Origin of the sequence: Streptomyces sp. NPDC085932, assembly GCF_044540525.1 — a bacterium.
Taxonomy (GTDB): Bacteria; Actinomycetota; Actinomycetes; order Streptomycetales; family Streptomycetaceae; genus Streptomyces; species Streptomyces levis.
Map to the genome: position 1 here is coordinate 99,385 of NZ_JBITSJ010000008.1, position 18,581 is coordinate 117,965.

The window sequence follows — 18,581 nt, forward strand, 5'->3', positions numbered from 1 at the left end:
GTCAGGTGACGAGGAGTTTGTATGAAAATCGTCTGACTTGGAGGCATCTTCATGCCCGTCGTACCCCTCGCGCGCCGTGCCGGCACCCGTACCGCCGTCCTCGCCGCCCTCACCCTCGCAGGGACCACCCTGAGCGGTGTGCCCGCCGTCGCCGCTCCTGTCCCGGGGGACAACGGAGACGTCAAGATCCACGCGACCACGACCCGGGCCGACGACCAGCGCAACGACCCGAAGGTCTGCGACTTCTACCTCGCCGCGTTCAACTTCGACGCGGGGGAGAAGGTCAACTGGACCATCCAGACCCAGCCCGAGGTCCCGGGCGGGGCCACCCGCACCGGGACGTTCACGGCCGACGCGAGCGGCGCCGGCCGCACCAAGGCCGTGGACCTGCCCAACGGGCAGTACAAGCTCACGTGGCTGACCGACCAGGCCCACGGGGCGGGCAAGTTCAAGGTGTTCAAGGTCGACTGCCCGACGTCCAAGCCGACCACGCCGGTCGGCGGCCCGCCGGCGGGCGGCGGCGGCATCGCCCGCGGCGAGGCGTTCACGCCGGTCGCCGGCGCCGCCGCGGTCGGCCTCGCGGCCGTCGCGGGGACGGTCTGGTTCCGGCTCCGCCGCCGCCCCGATGGCGCCGCGTAGGACACGTTCCGCGGATCGCCCCGCCCACCCAGGGCGGGGCGGGGGCGGGGCGAGTACGGACAACGCCGCAACCGCGTCCGACACCGGGCCGACGCCCCGGGCCGGGGCCAGGGGCGGCATGAGGGACGGGCGCGGGCCAGGGGCCCGGGCGGTTCCGGCGGAGTGGCGCGGGCCCGGGGCTCGCGCGGTCCCACCGGAGAGGGCGCCTCGGCGTGGTGCCGCTCACCGGGGGCCCGGGGAGGGGGTGGCTGGTTCGCGCGGCTTCGGTCCCGCCGGTGCTCGGCGTGCGGCCGGTCACGGGCACGAGCCGGTGATCCGGCTCGGCGGTGGGGGCCCTCACGGTGCGGCGTGGCGGCGTGGCGGTGGGTCCGGCGGTGGTCGGTCCGGCGGCGGTGGGGCGGGGTATCCGCCCGTGCGCAGATCCTTCCGCCGGAGGCGGGCCTACCGGCTGGCGCGGACGATCGTGCTGGCCGTCTCTCTGCTGGTGGGCTGTCTCTGCTGGGACCGGGGCGACGAGCCCAGCGACACCGTCACCGCCCTCCCCCAGGGGCCGGCAGGAGTCGCGGCCACCTTGCCGGGCGCCACGGACCCCACCACCGTGACAGGCACAGGCACAGGCACCCTCACCCGTTCCGCCGCCCCCGCCCCCCGCACCGCCACTCCCGCCGCACCCGCCCGCACCGCACCGGGCCACCGCACCGCACCCACCCGCCCGGCCCCGCCCCCGAGGCCCGGCACCCCCACACCCCCGCGCCCGCAACCGGCGCCTCCCAAGACCGCGCCCGCCACCCCGGCCTCCCGTGCGCCCGGCCACGCCGCCCGGCGACCCGGCGCCCCACCCACCACGAGCCGCCCCCCGGCCCGCCCCAGGCCGGCAGCCACGCCGGTCGTCAGGCCCGTCACCCCCAAGGGAACCGCCCGTCCGGTCGCCGGGCGGCCCTCGGCGCGTCACCCCGCCCGCCCCGCGCTGCGCCCCCTGCCGCCCTCCCGCGCCACCCGCCTGCTCATCCCCTACCTCCGCCTCGACGCCCCCGTCATGCAGCTGGGACTCGATCGCGAGCACCGTCTCACCGCGCCCCCGGAGGACGACCCGAAGCTGGTCGGCTGGTACCAGCAGGGCGCCTCGCCCGGGGAACAGGGCACCGCCGTGGCCGTCGGGCACCTGGACACCGACAGCGGGCCCGCCGTCTTCGCGGGGCTGACCGAGCTGAAGCGTGGCCGGATCGTCAAGGCCCGCCGGGCCGACGGCCGGACCGCCGTCTACACCGTGGACCGGATCAAGTCGTACGAGAAGGCCGACTTCCCGAGCCAGGAGGTCTACGGCGCCCGCGGCCGTCCCGAGCTGCGCCTGATCACCTGCGGTGGCACGTACGACCGCAGGAAGGGCTACTCCGGGAACGTCGTGGTCTTCGCCCACCTCACCGGCATCCGCTGACCTCACCGGCATCCGCGGACGGCCGGGGGCCGGGCCGGGGCCGGGGCAGGGGCTGGGGCCGAATCCGGGATTCCGTCTTCTCGCCAGTCGGAATGCGGCCCCCGATCCCGTTCCGAGTCTTCCCCCGGCCGGGCACATTCCGTTAACTTCCGTGACCCACAGCCCCGTACGGCCCGTACGGGGCTTCCGACCGCGGAGCACCAGCGCCCTGAAGACCCCTCGGGGGCACCTCATGACACGCGCCATCTCCCTGCACGACGTGAGCAAGGCCTACACGCGAGGCGTCCGCGTGGTGGACCGGCTCTCGCTGGACATCGCGCCCGGCGAGTTCCTCGTCCTGCTCGGCCCGTCCGGCTGCGGCAAGTCGACCGTGCTCAGGATGATCGCCGGACTGGAGGAGATCGACGAGGGCGAGCTGCTGCTCGACGGCGAGTACGCCAACGACCTGACGCCGTCCGGCCGGGACATGGCGATGGTCTTCCAGAACTTCGCGCTGTACCCGAACATGACCAGCCGGAACAACATCGGCTTCCCGCTGCGCATCGAGTCCCCGGGCACGGACCCCTCCCCGCGCGTGGACGCCACCGCCCGGATGCTGGGCATCGAGGACCTCCTCGACCGCCTGCCCGGCCAGCTCTCCGGCGGCGAACGCCAGCGGGTCGCCATGGGCCGGGCCATCGCCCGCCACCCCTCGGCCTTCCTCATGGACGAGCCGCTGTCCAACCTGGACGCCAAGCTCCGTACGCACCTGCGCGCCGAGATCTCCCAGCTGAGCAAGGAGCTGGGGGTCACCACGATCTACGTGACCCACGACCAGGCCGAGGCCATGTCGCTCGGCGACCGGGTCGCGGTGCTGCGCGGCGGCGTGCTCCAGCAGGTCGACAGCCCCCGGGCCGTCTACGCGCTGCCCAGCAACGTCTTCGTCGCCGCCTTCATCGGCACCCCGCGCATCAACCTGCTGCGCGGTCTGGTCCGCGCCCCGCTCGACGGGGCGATGACCATCAGTCTGGGCAAGCAGTTCCTGCGCCTGCCCGAGCCGCTGTCCCTGGACCACCAGTTGCTGCGGGTCCAGCAGGGCCGCGAGGTCATCGTGGGGCTGCGGTCGGAAGCCGTCCGCATCGCCAAGCACAGCGCGGCCCGCCCCGGTGAGGTGCCGCTCACCGGTCTGGTCGAGCACGTGGAGTTCCAGGGGCACGAGATCCTGGTCCACTTCGACACCGGGTCCAGTCCCGCCGTCGTCCCCGAGCTGGAGGCCCCGCGCCCGCGTCCCGGCCGTCCCGCCCGGCGCCGTCGCCGCGAGGGCTCGGTCCTCACCCGCCTGCGGGAGCGCACGGCGGCCGGCCGGGCCGGACCCGTGGTGGCCCTGGAGCACCCCGGGGACGCCGAACCCCGTTCCGCGCCCGCGGAACCCCGGCTGCCCGGCGACCTCATCGTCCGCACCACCCCGGACCTGGCCCTCCGTCACGGCATGCAGGTGCCGCTCCTGGTCGACCTCGCCCACCTGTTCGTCTTCGACCAGCACGGCGACCGCATCTGCCCGAGCCCGGCGCACCTGCCCGACCTGGAGGAGTGAGCGGCCCGGCCCGGGGGAGGAGCGCCAGGCCCGGAGGAGCGAGCGGCGCGGAGTGAGCAGCCGCACACCCGGGGCGGGCCCCGGCCGTGCTGAGATGGCCGGGACCGGGTCCGCCCGGCACCCCGGGACGTCTGGCGCCGGAAAACTATCGTCGCTAGTTTATGTGCCGGACGACGACGCCCCCGCCCCGGAGGAAGCGCGATGAAGGCACACGACGGCATGTACATCGGGGGCGCCTGGCGCCCCGCCGCCGGCCAGGACGTGATCGAGGTCGTGAACCCGGCCGACGAGCAGGTCGTCGGCACGGTCCCGGCGGGCACCGCCGAGGACGTCGACGCCGCCGTACGGGCCGCCCGGGAGGCACTGCCCGGCTGGGCCGCGACCCCGCCCGCCGAGCGGGCCGCCCGCCTCTCGGCCCTCCGGGACGGCCTGGCGGCCCGGGCCGACGAGATCGCCGCCACGGTGACGGCCGAACTCGGCTCGCCCCTGAAGTTCTCGCAGGCCGTGCACGCGGCGGTGCCGATCGCGGTCGCGGGCTCCTACGCAGAGCTGGCGGCGACGTACGCCTTCGAGGAGAAGATCGGCAACTCCGTCGTGCACCATGAGCCGATCGGTGTCGTGGCCGCGATCACCCCCTGGAACTACCCCCTGCACCAGATCGTCGCCAAGGTCGCCCCCGCCCTCGCGGCGGGCTGCACGGTCGTGGTGAAGCCCGCCGAGGACACCCCGCTGGTGGCCCGGCTGTTGGCCGAGGCCGTGCACGAGGCCGGGGTCCCGGCGGGCGTCTTCAACCTGGTGACGGGCCTCGGCCCGGTCGCCGGGCAGGCCCTCGCCGAGCACCCCGGCGTGGACCTGGTCTCCTTCACCGGCTCCACCGCCGTCGGCCGCCGGATCGCCGCGATCGCGGCCGGACAGATCAAGAAGGTCGCGCTCGAACTCGGCGGCAAGTCCGCCAACGTGATCCTCCCGAGCGCCGACCTCGCCAAGGCCGTCAACGTCGGCGTCGCCAACGTCATGTCCAACTCCGGGCAGACGTGCAGCGCCTGGACCCGGATGCTCGTCCACCGCGACCGCTACGACGAGGCGGTGGACCTCGCCGCCACGGCCGCCGCCAAGTACGGCGAGCGCATCGGCCCGGTCGTCAACGCCAAGCAGCGGGACCGGGTGCGCGGGTACATCGAGAAGGGCGTCGCCGAGGGCGCCCGCCTGGTCGCCGGCGGTCCCGGGGCCCCGCGCGAGACGGGCTTCTTCGTGCACCCGACCGTCTTCGCCGACGTCACCGAGGACATGACCATCGCGCAGGAGGAGATCTTCGGCCCGGTCCTGTCGATCCTCCGCTACGAGGACGAGGAGGACGCCCTGCGGATCGCCAACGGCACGGTCTACGGCCTGGCCGGTGCGGTCTGGGCCGGGGACGAGGCCGAGGCGGTGGCCTTCGCCCGCCGGATGGAGACCGGCCAGGTCGACATCAACGGCGGACGCTTCAACCCGCTCGCCCCCTTCGGCGGCTACAAGCAGTCCGGCGTCGGCCGAGAACTCGGCGTGCACGGCCTGGCCGAGTACCTGCAGACCAAGTCCCTCCAGTTCTAGTCAGGGAGTCCGTTCCGTCATGGCTGTCCGCGCCGCCGTCCTGCCCGCCGTCGGCTCCCCGCTGGAGATCACCGGCATCGAGCTGCCCGACCCCGGACCCGGCCAGGTCCACGTCCGGCTCGCCGCCGCCGGGGTCTGCCACTCCGACCTGTCCCTGTCCAACGGCACCATGCGCCTGCCCGTCCCGGCCGTGCTGGGGCACGAGGGCGCCGGCACGGTCGTCGCCGTCGGCGAGGGCGTCACGCACGTCGCGCCCGGTGACGGGGTCGTCCTCAACTGGGCCCCGTCGTGCGGTGCCTGCCACGCCTGCTCGCTCGGGGAGGTGTGGCTGTGCGCCGACGCCCTGAGCGGCGCCGCCGCCGTCCACGCCCGCACCACCGAGGGCACCGACCTGCACCCCGGCCTGAACGTCGCCGCGTTCGCCGAGGAGACGGTCGTCCCCGCCTCCTGCGTGCTGCCCGCCCCGGACGGCGTCCCGCTCACCGACGCCGCCCTGCTGGGCTGCGCCGTCCTCACCGGCTACGGCGCCGTCCACCACTCGGCCCGCGTGCGGCAGGGCGAGACGGTCGCCGTCTTCGGCGTCGGGGGAGTGGGCCTCGCGGCGATCCAGGCCGCCCGGATCGCCGGTGCCTCGAAGATCGTCGCGGTGGACGTCTCCCCGGCCAAGGAGGAACTGGCCCGCACGGCCGGTGCCACCGACTACCTCGTGGCCTCCGACACCACCGCCCGCGAGATCCGCGGCCTCACCGGCAGGCAGGGCGTCGACGTGGCCGTCGAGTGCGCCGGACGGGCCGTCACCATCCGGACGGCCTGGGACTCCACGCGGCGCGGCGGCCGCACCACGGTCGTCGGCATCGGCGGCAAGGACCAGCAGGTCACCTTCAACGCCCTGGAGATCTTCCACTGGGGCCGCACCCTGACCGGCTGCGTCTACGGCAACTCCGACCCGGCCCGGGACCTCCCGGTCCTGGCCGGACACGTCCGGGCGGGCCGCCTCGACCTGAGCGCCCTGGTGACGGAACGCATCGGGCTGGACGGCATCCCGGCGGCCTTCGAGAACATGCTGGCGGGCAAGGGCGGCCGCGCCCTGGTCGTCTTCTAGCCCTCCCGACCCCGCGCCCCGGCCTCCCCGCGAGGCCGGGGCCGCAGCCGTGTCCGCACTCCACTGCATGCCGCGTACAGGTGAAAAGTCCTGGTGCACGACCCGTTGACGTCCATACCGTCCGGTCAGTACGTTCCCCGGAACCCGAGCCACCCCCCGTTCCGTCCCCGCACCCCCCGGAGCGCGCACCGCATGGACACGGCACCTTCCGCTCAGCCCGTCCCCATCCCGCCCGCCGCCGGCAACCGCCGCCGGGTCGCCACCGCGGCGGCCCTCGCCTCGGCCGTCGAGTGGTACGACTACTTCGTCTTCGGCATCGCCGCCGCCCTGGTCCTGGGCGACCTGTACTTCCCCGCGGGCAGCCCCACCGCGGGCGTCCTCGCCTCGTTCGCCACCTTCGCCGTCGGCTTCCTCGCCCGGCCCCTCGGCGGCATCGTCGCCGGACACCTCGGCGACCGGCGCGGCCGCAAGCCGATGCTGGTCCTCGCCCTCACGCTCATGGGCGTCGCCACCACCGGCATCGGCCTGCTCCCCACGTACGACACCATCGGCGTCGCGGCGCCGATCCTGCTCGTGCTGCTCCGCGTCGCCCAGGGCGTCGCCGTCGGCGCCCAGTGGGGCGGCGCGATGCTCCTGGCCACCGAGTACGCCCCGGAGGGCAGGCGCGGCGTCTACGGCAGCGTCGTGCAGCTCGGCGTCCCCATCGGCGTGGTCACCGCCAACACCGTCTTCCTGCTGGCCGGTGCCCTCACCACCGACTCGGCGTTCACCGCCTGGGGCTGGCGCGTGCCGTTCCTGGTCGGCCTGCTGGTGCTCGGCCTCGCCTGGTACATCCACACGCGCGTCGAGGAGACCCCCGCGTTCCGCGAGGCGGAGCGGGCGCTCGCGGAGCAGGAGAAGTCCGAGCAGAGCTCCCCGCTGCGCACCATCCTGCGCGGCCACCTCGGCACAGTGCTCCTGGCCGGCGGCTCCTTCGCCGTGAACACCGCGACCTTCTACATCCTCATCACGGGCGTCCTCGACTACACGACCCGCGAACTGGACATGGACAAGGGCCCGGTCCTCATGGTCTCGCTCTGCGTCAGCCTCACGCAGCTCGTGCTGATCCCGGCCGCCGCCGCCCTCTCCGACCGGGTCGGCCGCATCCGGATCTACGCCCTGGGCGCGGCCGGCATCGCCCTGTGGGCCGTACCGCTCTTCCTGCTGATCGACACCGGTTCGCTGCTGTGGCTCGCGGTCGGCACCTTCGTCGCCAGCTGCTTCCTGAGCATCATGTACGGCCCCCAGGCGGCGCTGTTCGCCGAGTTGTTCACGCCGGAGATGCGCTACACCGGCGCCTCCCTCGGCTACCAGATCGCGGCCGTCGCGGGCGGCGGGCTCGCCCCGTTCGTCATGGTGCTGCTGCTGGAGGCGACCGGCACCTCGATGGCCGTCTCCGGTTACATCATCGGGCTGTCGGTGATCGCCCTGGTCTCGATCAAGGTCCTCGCGGGCCGGGCCCGCGCGGCGGAGCCGGAGGCCGTGGCCGAGGCCCGCGCGGAGGCGGAGTCAGCGAGCTGAGTCCGGCGCCTGCTCGGGCCGGTGTTCCGGAACCGCTCCCGGAACAGCGGCCCGGGCGGCCGCTCGCGAGCGCGACCGGGACACCGCCACGCCCGCCAGGCACAGCGCCCCGCCGAGCAGCGTGAGCAGCCCCGGCACCTCGCCGAGGAACAGCCAGGACATCAGGACGACCAGTGCGGGCGCCGCGTACGTCGTCGCGCCCATCCGGCTCGCGGTCGTCCGGGACAGCGCGTAGGCCCACGTCGTGAAGGCGAGGGCGGTCGGGAAGACGCCCAGGTAGACCATGTTGAGTGTGGCGGAGGCCGGTGCCCGCGCGGCCTCCTGGACCAGCTGCCCCGCGAACGGCAGGCACACCACCGCGCCGACCAGGCAGCCGAACGTCGTCACCTGCAGCGGACTCGCCGAGCCCAGCGCCGGCTTCTGCGCCACGACGCCCCCGGCGTACGCGACCGCCGCCAGCAGGCACAGCACCACCCCGAGCACCGAGGAACCGCCCTCGCCGGACATCGACAGGCCCACGGTCACCGCACCGGCGAACGACACCGCCATCCCGGCCAGCAGCCGCGGCGGCATCGGGTCGCCGAGCAGCCGGGACCCGAGCAGCGCGATGAGGATCGGCCCGGTGTTCACCACCAGGGCGGCCGTGCCCGCGTCCACCTGCTGCTCGCCCCAGTTCAGGGCGACCATGTAGAAGCCGAACCACAGCACGCCCGAGATCGCGATCCCGCGCCAGGCCGGGCGCGGCGGCCACGTCTCCCGCCGCACCAGGCAGATCAGCCCCAGCGTCAGCGCGCCCGCGAGCAGCCGCCCGAGCGCCAGCGCGCCCGGCGAGTAGGCGTCCCCCGCGCTGCGGATCGAGACGAAGGCGGAGGCCCACAGCACGACGGTGACCGCGGCCGCGGCGGCGGCCAGCGTCTCGGCGCGACGAGGGGACGCGGCGGGTGGGGTGCTCATCATGCTCCTGAGGCTAGGGGGAGGCGGGGCGGGAGGCTCGCGGATTTCGGACGGGGCACCGGCGGCCGGCGCGGGGCGGTGCACCGGCGGGCCGGTGCGACGGGCACCGGGGGTCAGCGCAGGGCGGCGGGCTCGACGCCCAGCAGGTCGGACAGGGCCCGCTCACCGGCCGCCGTCACCTTCACCGCCCGCTCCGAGCCGATGCGCACGCACCACCCGGTCTCCAGGGCGTGCCGGCACAGGGCCGCGCCCGCCACGCCCGCGAGATGCGGCCGGCGTTCGGTCCAGTCCAGGCAGGCCCGGGCCAGCGGCCGCCGCCCCCGCCGGTCGAGGCCGATCCCGGCCCTGGCGAACCAGGCGAGCCCCGCGTCCGTGAGCGCGAACCCGGTCTCCTGCACGAGCGGCCCCGGGCCGTCAGCGCGTCCGTGACCGCGATGCCGAGCCGTCCGGCGAGATGGTCGTAGCAGGTGCGGCCCCGGGCCATCGCCGAACCGGCACTCGACTCGCGCAGGTTCCGCGGCCGTACCGCACTCTCCGGCGCGACCTGCGCCGCCAGGTCCTCGATCAGCTGCGCGACCCGCGCGTCGGCCAGCCGGACGTACCGGTGCCGGCCCTGCCGCTCCTCGGCGAGCAGTCCGCCCGCCACGAGCCTGCTCAGGTGCTCGCTGAGTGTGGAGGCGGCGACCCCCGCGTGGCGCGCGAGCTCGCCCGCCGTCCAGGCGCGCCCGTCGAGCAGCGCGAGCAGGCACGTGGCCCGGGTCTCGTCGGCGACCAGCGCGGCGAGCCGGGCCAGTGCCGTGGCCTGCGGGTCCCTCGTCGTCATGCTCCCCAGCATGGGACACGGATCCTTCGGCCGGGGCCGAAGTGTCCCGCCGGGACGGCTACGCGCTCCGGCGCACCTGCTCGTACTGGCGGGCCAGCCCGTCCAGCAGCGCCGTCAGACCGGTCTCGAAGGCCCGCTCGTCGATCTTCTCCTGCTGCTCGGCGAGGAGGTGGGCCTGTTGCAGGTGCGGGTAGTCGGCGGGGTCGTAGGCGCTCGCGTCGTCCACGAAACCGCCCGCGAAGGAGCCGAGGGCGGAGCCCATCACGAAGTAGCGCATCAGCGCCCCGATGGAGGTGGCCTGGGCCGGTGGCCAGCCCGCCGCCACCATCGCGCCGTAGACCGCGTCCGCGAGGCGCAGGCCCGCCGGGCGCCTGCCGGGACCCGAGGCCAGCACCGGCACGATGTTCGGATGGTCGCGCAGCGCGGCCCGGTAGGAGACCGCCCAGTCGTGCAGCGCGGTCCGCCAGTCCCGGCCGTCCTCGAACATCGACAGGTCCACCTGACCGCTCACCGAGTCGGCGACCGCCTCCAGGATCTCGTCCTTGGTGCGGAAGTGGTTGTAGAGCGAGGGCCCGCTGACCCCCAGTTCGGCGGCGAGGCGGCGGGTGGAGACGGCCGCGAGGCCCTCCGCGTCAACGAGCGCGCGGGCCGTCTCGACGATCCGGTCGGTGCTGAGCAAGGGCTTGCGCGGTCGGGCCATGGCGCACATAGTAGGGCTGCCGACAGAAACTAGCAGTGCTAATTTAAATGCGGAGTTCGCGCCGTTTCCGAGGGGTGGCTAGTGGTGAACCTGGAGCTCAGCGAGGAGCAGACCGCCGTACGGCAGCTCGCCCGGGACTTCGTGGCGCGCGAGATCGCCCCGCACGCCGTCGCCTGGGACCGCGCCGAGGAGGTCGACCGGTCGATCGTGAAGAAGCTCGGCGAGGTCGGCTTCCTGGGCCTGACGATCGACGAGGAGTACGGCGGCTGTGGCGGTGACCACCTCGCGTACTGCCTGGTGACGGAGGAGCTGGGCCGGGGCGACTCCTCGGTGCGCGGGATCGTCTCCGTCTCGCTCGGCCTGGTCGCCAAGACGATCGCCGCCTGGGGGAACGAGGAGCAGAAGCGGCGATGGCTGCCCGGGCTCACCTCGGGTGCGTCGGTGGGCTGCTTCGGCCTGACCGAACCGGGCACGGGCTCGGACGCCGGTCACCTCACGACGCGGGCGGTGCGGGACGGCGACGAGTACGTCGTCGACGGCACCAAGATGTTCATCACCAACGGCACCTGGGCCGATGTCGTCCTGCTCTTCGCGCGCTCCACGGACGCCCCCGGCCACCGGGGCGTCTCCGCCTTCCTCGTCCCCGCCGACACCCCCGGTCTGACCCGCCGCACCCTGCACGGCAAGCTCGGGCTGCGCGGCCAGGCCACCGCCGAACTCGTCCTGGAGGGCGTGCGCGTCCCGGCCTCCGCGATGCTCGGAGCGGAGGGCAAGGGCTTCTCGGTGGCCATGTCGGCACTGGCCAAGGGGCGGATGTCCGTGGCGGCGGGCTGCGTCGGCATAGCCCAGGCCGCCCTGGACGCGGCCGTGCGGTACGCGGGCGAGCGCGAGCAGTTCGGGAAGACCATCGCCCACCACCAGCTGGTCCAGGAACTGATCAGCGACATCGCCGTGGACGTCGACGCGGCCCGCCTGCTGACCTGGCGGGTCGCGGATCTGATCGACCGGGGGCAGCCGTTCGCCGTCGAGTCGTCCAAGGCCAAGCTGTTCGCCTCGGAGGCGGCCGTCCGCGCCGCCAACAACGCGCTGCAGGTCTTCGGCGGCTATGGCTACATCGACGAGTACCCGGCCGGCAAGCTGCTGCGGGACGCCCGTGTGATGACCCTGTACGAGGGCACGAGCCAGATCCAGAAGCTGGTGATCGGGCGGGCGCTGACGGGAGTCTCGGCGTTCTGAGTAGGTGCCTGAGTACGTCGACGGATGTGCGCGGGCCCCGTCGGCCCGAAGCTGTCGCCATGAGTGAGACACCGGGCAAGCAGCAGAACACGGCCGCCTTCTACGGCCAGGCCGTCGCCTCCTTCGCCGTCGCCATGGCGGCCACCGCGATCGGCATCTACCAGCTGAGCGCCGACGCCTGGGTGCGGGGCTTCCTCGCCATCGCCGTGCTCTACCTCGTCACCTCCTCCTTCACGCTGGCCAAGGTGATCCGGGACCGGCAGGACGGGCCCGCGCAGGCGTCGCCGTACACCCCCTTCGACAAACACTGAGGCAGCTCCCGGGCGGCTGCGCTAAGCGCCCGCTCACCTTCGGCGGTATGGTGGTGCCCCTGTCAGTGGAGAGGGGCGAGTGATGAGTACGGCGGAGGAGACGGCCGGCGGCGAGGCGCAGGCGTGGGGCGAGGTCACGCCCGACGCGGCGCGGCGGTTGCTGATCGCCGCAGTGGAGGCCTTCGCCGAGCGCGGCTACCACGCCACGACGACCCGGGACATCGCGGGCCGGGCCGGGATGAGCCCGGCCGCGCTCTACATCCACTACAAGACCAAGGAAGAGCTGCTCCACCGCATCAGCAGGATCGGGCACGAGAAGGCCCTGGAGATCCTGCGGACGGCGTCCCGCCGCGAGGGCAGCCCGACCGAGCGGCTCGCCGACGCGGTCAGCTCCTTCGTGCGCTGGCACGCGGGCGGGCGCACCACCGCGCGGGTGGTGCAGTACGAACTCGACTCGCTCGGCCCGGACGCCCGCGCCGAGATCCTCGGCTTGCGGCGGCAGGTTGACGCGGAGGTGCGCGGGATCATCGAGGAGGGCGCGCGCTCGGGCGAGTTCGAGGTCATCGACGTGCACGGGACGACGCTGGCGGTGCTGTCGCTGTGCATCGACGTGGCGCGGTGGTTCAGCCTGGACGGGCCGCGCACGCCGGAGGAGGTCGGCGAGCTGTACGCCGACCTCGTGCTGCGGATGGTGGGGGCGGCGGGTGCCGGCGCCGCGTCGGCCGCGCCGGCGGTTCCGGCGGAGCCTCAGACGTAGTAGCGCGAGACGGACTCGGCGACGCAGACGGGCTTGTCGCCGCCCTCGCGTTCCACGGTGAAGGCGACGCTCACCTGGACGCCGCCGGGGACGTCGTCGACGCCGGTGATCGTCGCGGTGGCGCGCAGGCGGGAGCCGACGGGCACGGGGGCGGGGAAACGGACCTTGTTCGTGCCGTAGTTGACGCCCATCTTCACGCCCTCGACGGAGATGAGCTGGGGGCCGAAGAGGGGGAGCAGCGACAGGGTCAGATAGCCGTGCGCGATGGTCGTGCCGAAGGGGCCCGCGGCGGCCTTCTCCGGGTCGACGTGGATCCACTGGTGGTCGCCGGTGGCCTCCGCGAAGAGGTCGATCCGCTTCTGGTCGATGTCGAGCCAGTCGGTGTACCCCAGTTGCTCGCCGACCGCCGACTTCAGGTCGTCGACGGACGTGAAGATCCTCGGCTGTGCCATGTCTTCCAGACCTCTCGTGCGGGGAGCTCGCTCTTCTAAGCGACTGCTTAGCATGGTCGGCCGCGAGGGCTGTGTCAACGGACTGGGTAGGGTTCGAGGGGTGCCTCAGATTCCAGAGAAGATCCACGAACTCACGGTCGGGCAGCTGTCGGCGCGCAGCGGGGCGGCGGTGTCCGCGTTGCACTTCTACGAGTCCAAGGGGCTGATCAGCAGCCGGCGTACGGCGGGCAATCAGCGTCGGTACTCCCGTGACACGCTGCGGCGCGTCGCGTTCATCCGGGCCGCGCAGCGGGTCGGGATCCCGCTGGCGACGATCCGCGAGGCGCTGGCGCAGCTGCCGGAGGAGCGGACGCCGACCAGGGAGGACTGGGCGCATCTGTCGGAGGCGTGGCGCTCGGAGCTGGACGAGCGCATCAAGCAGCTGAACCGGCTGCGGGACCACCTCACCGACTGCATCGGCTGCGGTTGCCTCTCCCTCGACACGTGCGTCCTGTCCAACCCGGGCGACGTCTTCGGCGAACGCCGTGCCGGCTCCCGCCTGATGGTGGAACGCAATGGCGGCGGGGGTGCGCGGGACGCCTAGGCGGCGGGGTGGATGGGCCGCGCCGGAGGGTGCCCGTCCCCGTCCTCGGACCGGCGCGATCGTTTGCGTGCCGACCGACTGTCTGTTGACGCGCCAACCGCTGCGGCGGACGCCCCCCGGCACGGCCCCTTGCGCCGTCCGGCGGGTGCGGGCGCGCTCCCGCTGAGCTGCGGGCGGCCCCCGGCACGTCCCCTTGCGGGCGCCGGCGGGCGCCGGCGCGTGCCGGTCCGCTCGGCTGCGGGCATGCGTGCCGCCTGGGGCGATGGGGGTCCCCCCTGCTCGAGCGAAGTCGAGAGCTTGGGGGGGATGGGCGCAGCGGTGCCCCGTCCCGCCGGGTCGCGCGGCGCCTCGGCCCCGGCAGCGACGCCCCGGCCCGTCAATGGCCGTACTGCGCCAGCCCCGCCGCCACCAACTCCGCGTTGGACCCCGCCCGTCGGCCGTCCGGCAGGACCAGGACGTCCTCCAGCCCCACCCGCGTGGCCAGCCCCAGTTCGCCCGCCAGTCGCAGCACCGGCCACGCGCCCCCGTCCTCCCCGTGCAGCAGCACGGGCCGGCCGTGCGCGGACCCCAGCTCGGACAGCAACCCCCGGGCCGAGGCCACCGCCGTGGAAGGCTCCGTGTCCGTCACCTCGGCCAGAACCCTGAGCACCCTCGGCCCGAGCGGTGAGGACGCGAACCGCCGTGCCCCGTCCGTGCCCGACCAGATGCCCGCCTCCACGCCCACCCCGAGGTCGAGCAGCGCGGCGGCGATCTCCTCCGCCCCGGGCTCGTGCCAGTTGACCGAGGCGTGGTCCGGCAGGACCGTCCAGCCCCGGATCCGGTCGAGCCGCGCGGCGGGATCCGGTTCGGCCCACGCCCCGGTGGTCACGCCCACCGGCACCGGCACGCGCGAACGCATCGCCGTCAGCGTCTCCGCCAGCACCCGCGGCGAGAGCGTGTCCCGCCCGCACGGCGTCTTGGGATGAACGTGGACGTCCGTGGCCCCGGCCGCGACGGCGGCCGCGGCGGAGGCGGCCATCGCCTCCGGCGTCAGCGGCACCGCCGTACCGTCAGCGGCCGTCCGCGGACCGTTCAGACATACCTGCACCATGCCGTCGATGGTGCCAGTCCCCACCGACAGTGGGGGTGCGGCATCCCCGGCGCACCCCCCGCGCACCCGCATCCGTCAAGCCGACACCAGCAGCCTCGCCCGCCTGGCGTCCGCCAGGGCTTCGGGCGTGAGCACGGGACGCGGCACCAGGATTCCGCAGTCCGTGCAGACCGGACCCGCCGAGGGTTCGTGATCCAGGTCGTACTTCCAGGCGAGTCGTTCCCCGTCGCACACGGGGCAGTTCGAACCCGGTTCGCGCTCCAGCGCGGCGATCAGCCGGCGCAGTACCTCGGCCAGCGGTTCACGGGGATGGACCGCCGGATCGTCGCACCACGCCACACCGAAACCGCCCCAGGTCAGCCGGTGCCAGTCGTCCACGCTGCCGGGCCTGCGCAGCCCGTCGTGCTTCTCCTTCTTGCGGCGCTCGGCGAACTCGACCTCGTAGGCGAGCCAGACCGCCCGGGCCTCCTCCAGTTCGTCCAGTGCGGCCACGAGCCGCACCGGATCGGGGGAGCGGTCCTCGGGACCGAACCCTGCCCGGGAGCACAGATGGTCCCAGGTCGCCCTGTGTCCGTAAGGCGCGAACCTCTCAAGGCACTTGCGCAGCGAATAACGCCGCAAGGCCAGATCGCACCGCGGATCGCGGACCTGTCTCGCCAGACTCCGGAAACCGGCCATCGTCCTGCACCTCCGTCACACCTGCACCTGTACATCCGGTCACTTCGGCGTCGTCGTAAGGACGTCGCCGAATAGACGTATCGACAAGCGAATCGGCTCCATCCGATTTCAAATGCCCTCCATAAGCCGTCCGACGAGGCCCGCTTGTCGACTGCCGTGATCCCTGTGCCTGTTGTGCTGACTTCCGAAAGTGACGCTTGTTCACCTTCAAAGGCGGGGATACCGGCGGTAACATCCCGCCCACCCCACGTCGGGAGGAGTCCCCATGCCACGGCGTCACCCACGCACCGTCCTCCACAGACTGAGAACTCCCCGCGGAATCCCCGGGTTCCTGAAGACCGCCTCCGTATGCGCCCTGATCGCGGGTCTTTTGTCGCCGATCGCCCCCGCGGCGGCCGCCGGGACCGCGCCTCCGCAGGTCGCGGCGGCCGCGAACGACCACTGCGGGAACCAGTGTTCGGACATCCTCCCGCCCGGCCAGAACGGCAACGCCACCCTCGCCCAGATCCTCCTCAACCAGGCCTTCGGCACCCAGCCCGAGCACGCCGAGGACCAGCTCGGGCCCTACAACGACCTCGCCAAGGGCCACCCCGGCCTCACCAACGACAAGATCAACACCTTCTTCAACGACGCGTCCTTCGGTGTCCCGGCGAACCAGGTCGCCTCCACAGTCAAGCCCGCCGGGCGCGGTGACGTGACGATCGTCCGGGACAAGAAGACCGGCGTGCCGCACATCACCGGCACCACCCGGTACGGCACCGAGTTCGGCGCCGGCTGGGCGGCGGCCCAGGACCGCCTGTGGCTCATGGACGTCTTCCGGCACGTCGGGCGGGGACAGCTGACCTCCTTCGCTGGCGGCGCGCCCTCCAACCAGGGGCTGGAGCAGCAGTTCTGGCGGCACGCCCCGTACACCGAGGCGGATCTGCAGGCGCAGATCGACAACGCCGTGGCCACGAACGGCGAACGCGGCCGACAGGCCCTCGCCGACGCCAAGGCCTACCTCGACGGCATCAACGCCTACATCGACGCCTCCGACAGCGGCCGCTACTTCCCCGGTGAGTACGTGCTGACCGGGCACAAGGACTCAATCACCAACGCCGGGAAGATAGAACACTTCAAGATCACCGACCTGGTGGCGCTCGCCTCGGTCATCGGCGCCCTGTTCGGCTCCGGCGGGGGCGGCGAGGTCAACAACGCCCTCTCCCTCCTGGCCGCCCAGGAGAAGTACGGCGTCGCCGAAGGCACCCGCGTCTGGGAGTCCTTCCGGATGCGCAACGACCCGGAGGCCGTCCTCACCCAGCAGACGGGCAGCTTCCCCTACGCCACCCGGCCCGACGCCCCGCAGGGCACCGCCCTGCCCGACGCCGGCTCGGTGCGCGCGGAGCCGCTGGTGTACGACCGCACCGGCAGCGCCACGACGTCCGCCGCCACCGGCGCCTCCGGAGAGGCGGCCCGGACGGCCCTGTCGTCCGCGAAGCGCGGCATGTCCAACGCCCTCGTGGTCAGCGGGAAGCACACCGCCAGTGGGCACCCCGTCGCCGTGTTCGGCCCCCAGACCGGCTACTTCGCCCCGCAGTTGCTGCTGCTCCAGGAGATCCAGGGCCCGGGCATCAGCGCCCGCGGCGCCTCCTTCGCCGGGCTGAGCTTCTACGTCGAACTCGGCCGCGGCCAGGACTACGCGTGGAGCGCCACGACCTCGGGCCAGGACATCATCGACACCTACGCCGTCGAACTGTGCCAGGACGACCACCACTACCTCTACCGCGGCACCTGCACCCCGATGGAGAAGGTCGAGCAGAAGAACGCCTGGAAGCCCACGGTCGCCGACGGCACCGCGGCCGGTTCCTACACGATGCGCGTGTGGCGAACGAAGTACGGGCCCGTGGAGTACCGCGCCACGGTCGGCGGCAAGAAGGTCGCCTACACCACCCTGCGCTCGTCCTTCCTGCACGAGGCCGACTCCATCATCGGCTTCCAGATGCTGAACGACCCGGACCACGTCAAGGGCCCGGAGGACTTCCAGGAGGCGGTGCGGCACATCAACTACACCTTCAACTGGTTCTACGCCGACTCCGAGCACACCGCGTACTACAACAGCGGCGACAACCCGGTCCGCGCGAGCGGCGTCGACGCCGAGTTCCCGGTGTGGGCACGGCCCGCGTACGAGTGGCGCGGCTGGCAGCCGGCGACCAACACCGCCGACTACACCCCGCCCTCCGCGCACCCGCACTCCGTCGACCAGGACTACTACGTCTCCTGGAACAACAAGCAGGCCAAGGACTACACGACCGCGCCCTGGGGCAACGGCTCCGTGCACCGCGGCAACCTCCTGGACGACCGGGTGCGCGAGCTGGTCCGGCAGGGCGGGGTGACCCGGGCCTCGCTGGTCAAGGCCATGGCGGACGCCGGGCTCACCGACCTGCGCGCCGAGGACGTCCTGCCCCGACTGCTGAAGGTCGTCACCGCCTCGCCGGTCACCGACCCCGCCGCGGCGGCCGCCGTGAGCAGGCTGCAGGCCTGGGTGGCCGCCGGGGGCAAGCGCACCGAGACCTCCGCCGGCTCCCGCACGTACGCCGACGCCGACGCGATCCGCATCCTGGACGCCTGGTGGCCGCTGCTGGTCAGGGCCGAGTTCGAACCCGGCCTCGGCAGCGGGCTGTACCGGGCCATGACCGCCAACCTGCCCGTCGACGAGTCCCCGTCGGCCGCGCACGGCCCGACCGGCTCGCACGCCGGGAGCTCCTTCCAGTACGGCTGGTGGAGCTACGTCGACAAGGACATCCGGGCCGTCCTCGGTGAACAGGTGAAGGGCCCGCTGGCCCGCGCGTACTGCGGCGACGGCAGCCTCGGCGCCTGCCGGGACACCCTTCTCCGCACGCTGAAGGAGGCGGCCGGGAAGACCATGGCCCAGGTCTATCCGGGCGACGACGTGTGCGCGGCCGGCGACCAGTGGTGCGCCGACTCGATCAATCACCGCACCCTCGGCGGCATCAAGCACCGCCCGATCAGCTGGCAGAACCGGCCCACCTACCAGCAGGTCGTGGAGTTCACCTCGCACCGGTGAGCACACCGGGTACGGAGTGCCGTACGGGGTGACG

General features: G+C 73.4%; 16 protein-coding genes and 1 pseudogene. 11 read left to right on the forward strand and 6 right to left on the reverse strand.

Annotation, left to right across the window (positions count from 1 at the left end):
- The first annotated feature begins 51 nt into the window (after positions 1–51).
- From ACIGAQ_RS33140 to ACIGAQ_RS33165, 6 genes are all read left to right on the forward strand, one after another.
- Entirely contained in the window at positions 52–639 is a 588-nt protein-coding gene (locus ACIGAQ_RS33140; protein ID WP_362278973.1) for a hypothetical protein, read from the forward strand.
- Positions 640–1,051: 412 nt separating this feature from the next.
- Positions 1,052–2,074, forward strand: coding sequence for a class F sortase (locus tag ACIGAQ_RS33145; protein WP_399789571.1), 1,023 nt, complete (start codon positions 1,052–1,054; stop codon positions 2,072–2,074).
- A gap of 232 nt (positions 2,075–2,306) precedes the next feature.
- A complete protein-coding gene (locus tag ACIGAQ_RS33150) occupies positions 2,307–3,647 on the forward strand; it encodes an ABC transporter ATP-binding protein (protein WP_399789574.1) in 1,341 nt (446 codons plus the stop codon).
- 201 nt (positions 3,648–3,848) lie between these two features.
- On the forward strand, positions 3,849–5,237 hold the full coding sequence (locus ACIGAQ_RS33155) for an aldehyde dehydrogenase family protein (RefSeq protein WP_311683993.1): 1,389 nt from the start codon (positions 3,849–3,851) through the stop codon (positions 5,235–5,237).
- A 19-nt stretch (positions 5,238–5,256) separates the two neighbouring features.
- On the forward strand, positions 5,257–6,339 hold the full coding sequence (locus tag ACIGAQ_RS33160; RefSeq protein WP_399789577.1) for a Zn-dependent alcohol dehydrogenase: 1,083 nt from the start codon (positions 5,257–5,259) through the stop codon (positions 6,337–6,339).
- 192 nt (positions 6,340–6,531) lie between these two features.
- On the forward strand, positions 6,532–7,899 hold the full coding sequence (locus ACIGAQ_RS33165; RefSeq protein ID WP_399789580.1) for an MFS transporter: 1,368 nt from the start codon (positions 6,532–6,534) through the stop codon (positions 7,897–7,899).
- On the opposite strand, the gene ACIGAQ_RS33170 is transcribed toward ACIGAQ_RS33165, so the two are convergent.
- From ACIGAQ_RS33170 to ACIGAQ_RS33180, 3 genes and pseudogenes are all read right to left on the reverse strand, one after another.
- A complete protein-coding gene (locus ACIGAQ_RS33170; protein ID WP_399789583.1) occupies positions 7,888–8,856 on the reverse strand; it encodes a DMT family transporter in 969 nt (322 codons plus the stop codon). The genes ACIGAQ_RS33165 and ACIGAQ_RS33170 overlap by 12 nt on opposite strands.
- A 110-nt stretch (positions 8,857–8,966) precedes the next feature.
- Positions 8,967–9,688, reverse strand: a pseudogene (locus tag ACIGAQ_RS33175) (ArsR/SmtB family transcription factor).
- Between the two features lie 46 nt (positions 9,689–9,734).
- On the reverse strand, positions 9,735–10,385 hold the full coding sequence (locus ACIGAQ_RS33180; protein WP_311684001.1) for a TetR/AcrR family transcriptional regulator: 651 nt from the start codon (positions 10,383–10,385) through the stop codon (positions 9,735–9,737).
- Between the two features lie 75 nt (positions 10,386–10,460).
- Here ACIGAQ_RS33180 and ACIGAQ_RS33185 point away from each other — a divergent pair, with 75 nt between their 5' ends.
- From ACIGAQ_RS33185 to ACIGAQ_RS33195, 3 genes are all read left to right on the forward strand, one after another.
- On the forward strand, positions 10,461–11,612 hold the full coding sequence (locus ACIGAQ_RS33185) for an acyl-CoA dehydrogenase family protein (RefSeq protein WP_399789587.1): 1,152 nt from the start codon (positions 10,461–10,463) through the stop codon (positions 11,610–11,612).
- A 59-nt stretch (positions 11,613–11,671) separates the two neighbouring features.
- On the forward strand, positions 11,672–11,923 hold the full coding sequence (locus ACIGAQ_RS33190; RefSeq protein ID WP_362278980.1) for a YiaA/YiaB family inner membrane protein: 252 nt from the start codon (positions 11,672–11,674) through the stop codon (positions 11,921–11,923).
- Between the two features lie 82 nt (positions 11,924–12,005).
- Positions 12,006–12,680: a TetR/AcrR family transcriptional regulator gene (locus tag ACIGAQ_RS33195; RefSeq protein WP_311684008.1), complete on the forward strand. Its 675-nt coding sequence runs from the start codon at positions 12,006–12,008 to the stop codon at positions 12,678–12,680.
- Here the strand turns inward: ACIGAQ_RS33195 and ACIGAQ_RS33200 are convergent.
- Complete coding sequence (locus tag ACIGAQ_RS33200) at positions 12,671–13,132, reverse strand: MaoC family dehydratase (protein WP_311684010.1); 462 nt, start codon at positions 13,130–13,132, stop codon at positions 12,671–12,673. The genes ACIGAQ_RS33195 and ACIGAQ_RS33200 overlap by 10 nt on opposite strands.
- Positions 13,133–13,232: 100 nt before the next feature.
- Here ACIGAQ_RS33200 and soxR point away from each other — a divergent pair, with 100 nt between their 5' ends.
- Positions 13,233–13,715 (forward strand): redox-sensitive transcriptional activator SoxR, encoded by a 483-nt coding sequence (gene soxR / locus ACIGAQ_RS33205; protein WP_311684013.1) that lies wholly within the window; start codon positions 13,233–13,235, stop codon positions 13,713–13,715.
- A 376-nt stretch (positions 13,716–14,091) separates the two neighbouring features.
- Here soxR and ACIGAQ_RS33210 read toward each other — a convergent pair whose 3' ends face one another.
- The gene (locus ACIGAQ_RS33210; protein ID WP_399789592.1) at positions 14,092–14,805 is read right to left on the reverse strand and encodes a 3-keto-5-aminohexanoate cleavage protein; all 714 of its coding nucleotides are present in this window, start codon (positions 14,803–14,805) and stop codon (positions 14,092–14,094) included.
- A 75-nt stretch (positions 14,806–14,880) separates the two neighbouring features.
- Complete coding sequence (locus ACIGAQ_RS33215) at positions 14,881–15,483, reverse strand: hypothetical protein (protein ID WP_311684018.1); 603 nt, start codon at positions 15,481–15,483, stop codon at positions 14,881–14,883.
- A 265-nt stretch (positions 15,484–15,748) separates the two neighbouring features.
- On the opposite strand from ACIGAQ_RS33215, the gene ACIGAQ_RS33220 reads away from it, so the two are divergent.
- Positions 15,749–18,547: a penicillin acylase family protein gene (locus ACIGAQ_RS33220; RefSeq protein ID WP_399789595.1), complete on the forward strand. Its 2,799-nt coding sequence runs from the start codon at positions 15,749–15,751 to the stop codon at positions 18,545–18,547.
- Positions 18,548–18,581: the final 34 nt, after the last annotated feature.

Excerpts from the sequence above, each read along its gene's own strand:
- ACIGAQ_RS33140 (WP_362278973.1), top strand. The coding sequence starts at position 52 with ATGCCCGTCGTACCCCTCGCGCGCCGTGCCGGCACCCGTACCGCCGTC.
- ACIGAQ_RS33150 (WP_399789574.1), top strand. The coding sequence starts at position 2,307 with ATGACACGCGCCATCTCCCTGCACGACGTGAGCAAGGCCTACACGCGA.
- ACIGAQ_RS33155 (WP_311683993.1), top strand. The coding sequence starts at position 3,849 with ATGAAGGCACACGACGGCATGTACATCGGGGGCGCCTGGCGCCCCGCC.
- ACIGAQ_RS33160 (WP_399789577.1), top strand. The coding sequence starts at position 5,257 with ATGGCTGTCCGCGCCGCCGTCCTGCCCGCCGTCGGCTCCCCGCTGGAG.
- ACIGAQ_RS33165 (WP_399789580.1), top strand. The coding sequence starts at position 6,532 with ATGGACACGGCACCTTCCGCTCAGCCCGTCCCCATCCCGCCCGCCGCC.
- ACIGAQ_RS33170 (WP_399789583.1), bottom strand. The coding sequence starts at position 8,856 with ATGATGAGCACCCCACCCGCCGCGTCCCCTCGTCGCGCCGAGACGCTG.
- ACIGAQ_RS33180 (WP_311684001.1), bottom strand. The coding sequence starts at position 10,385 with ATGTGCGCCATGGCCCGACCGCGCAAGCCCTTGCTCAGCACCGACCGG.
- ACIGAQ_RS33190 (WP_362278980.1), top strand. The coding sequence starts at position 11,672 with ATGAGTGAGACACCGGGCAAGCAGCAGAACACGGCCGCCTTCTACGGC.
- ACIGAQ_RS33195 (WP_311684008.1), top strand. The coding sequence starts at position 12,006 with ATGAGTACGGCGGAGGAGACGGCCGGCGGCGAGGCGCAGGCGTGGGGC.
- ACIGAQ_RS33200 (WP_311684010.1), bottom strand. The coding sequence starts at position 13,132 with ATGGCACAGCCGAGGATCTTCACGTCCGTCGACGACCTGAAGTCGGCG.
- ACIGAQ_RS33210 (WP_399789592.1), bottom strand. The coding sequence starts at position 14,805 with ATGGTGCAGGTATGTCTGAACGGTCCGCGGACGGCCGCTGACGGTACG.
- ACIGAQ_RS33215 (WP_311684018.1), bottom strand. The coding sequence starts at position 15,483 with ATGGCCGGTTTCCGGAGTCTGGCGAGACAGGTCCGCGATCCGCGGTGC.
- ACIGAQ_RS33220 (WP_399789595.1), top strand. The coding sequence starts at position 15,749 with ATGCCACGGCGTCACCCACGCACCGTCCTCCACAGACTGAGAACTCCC.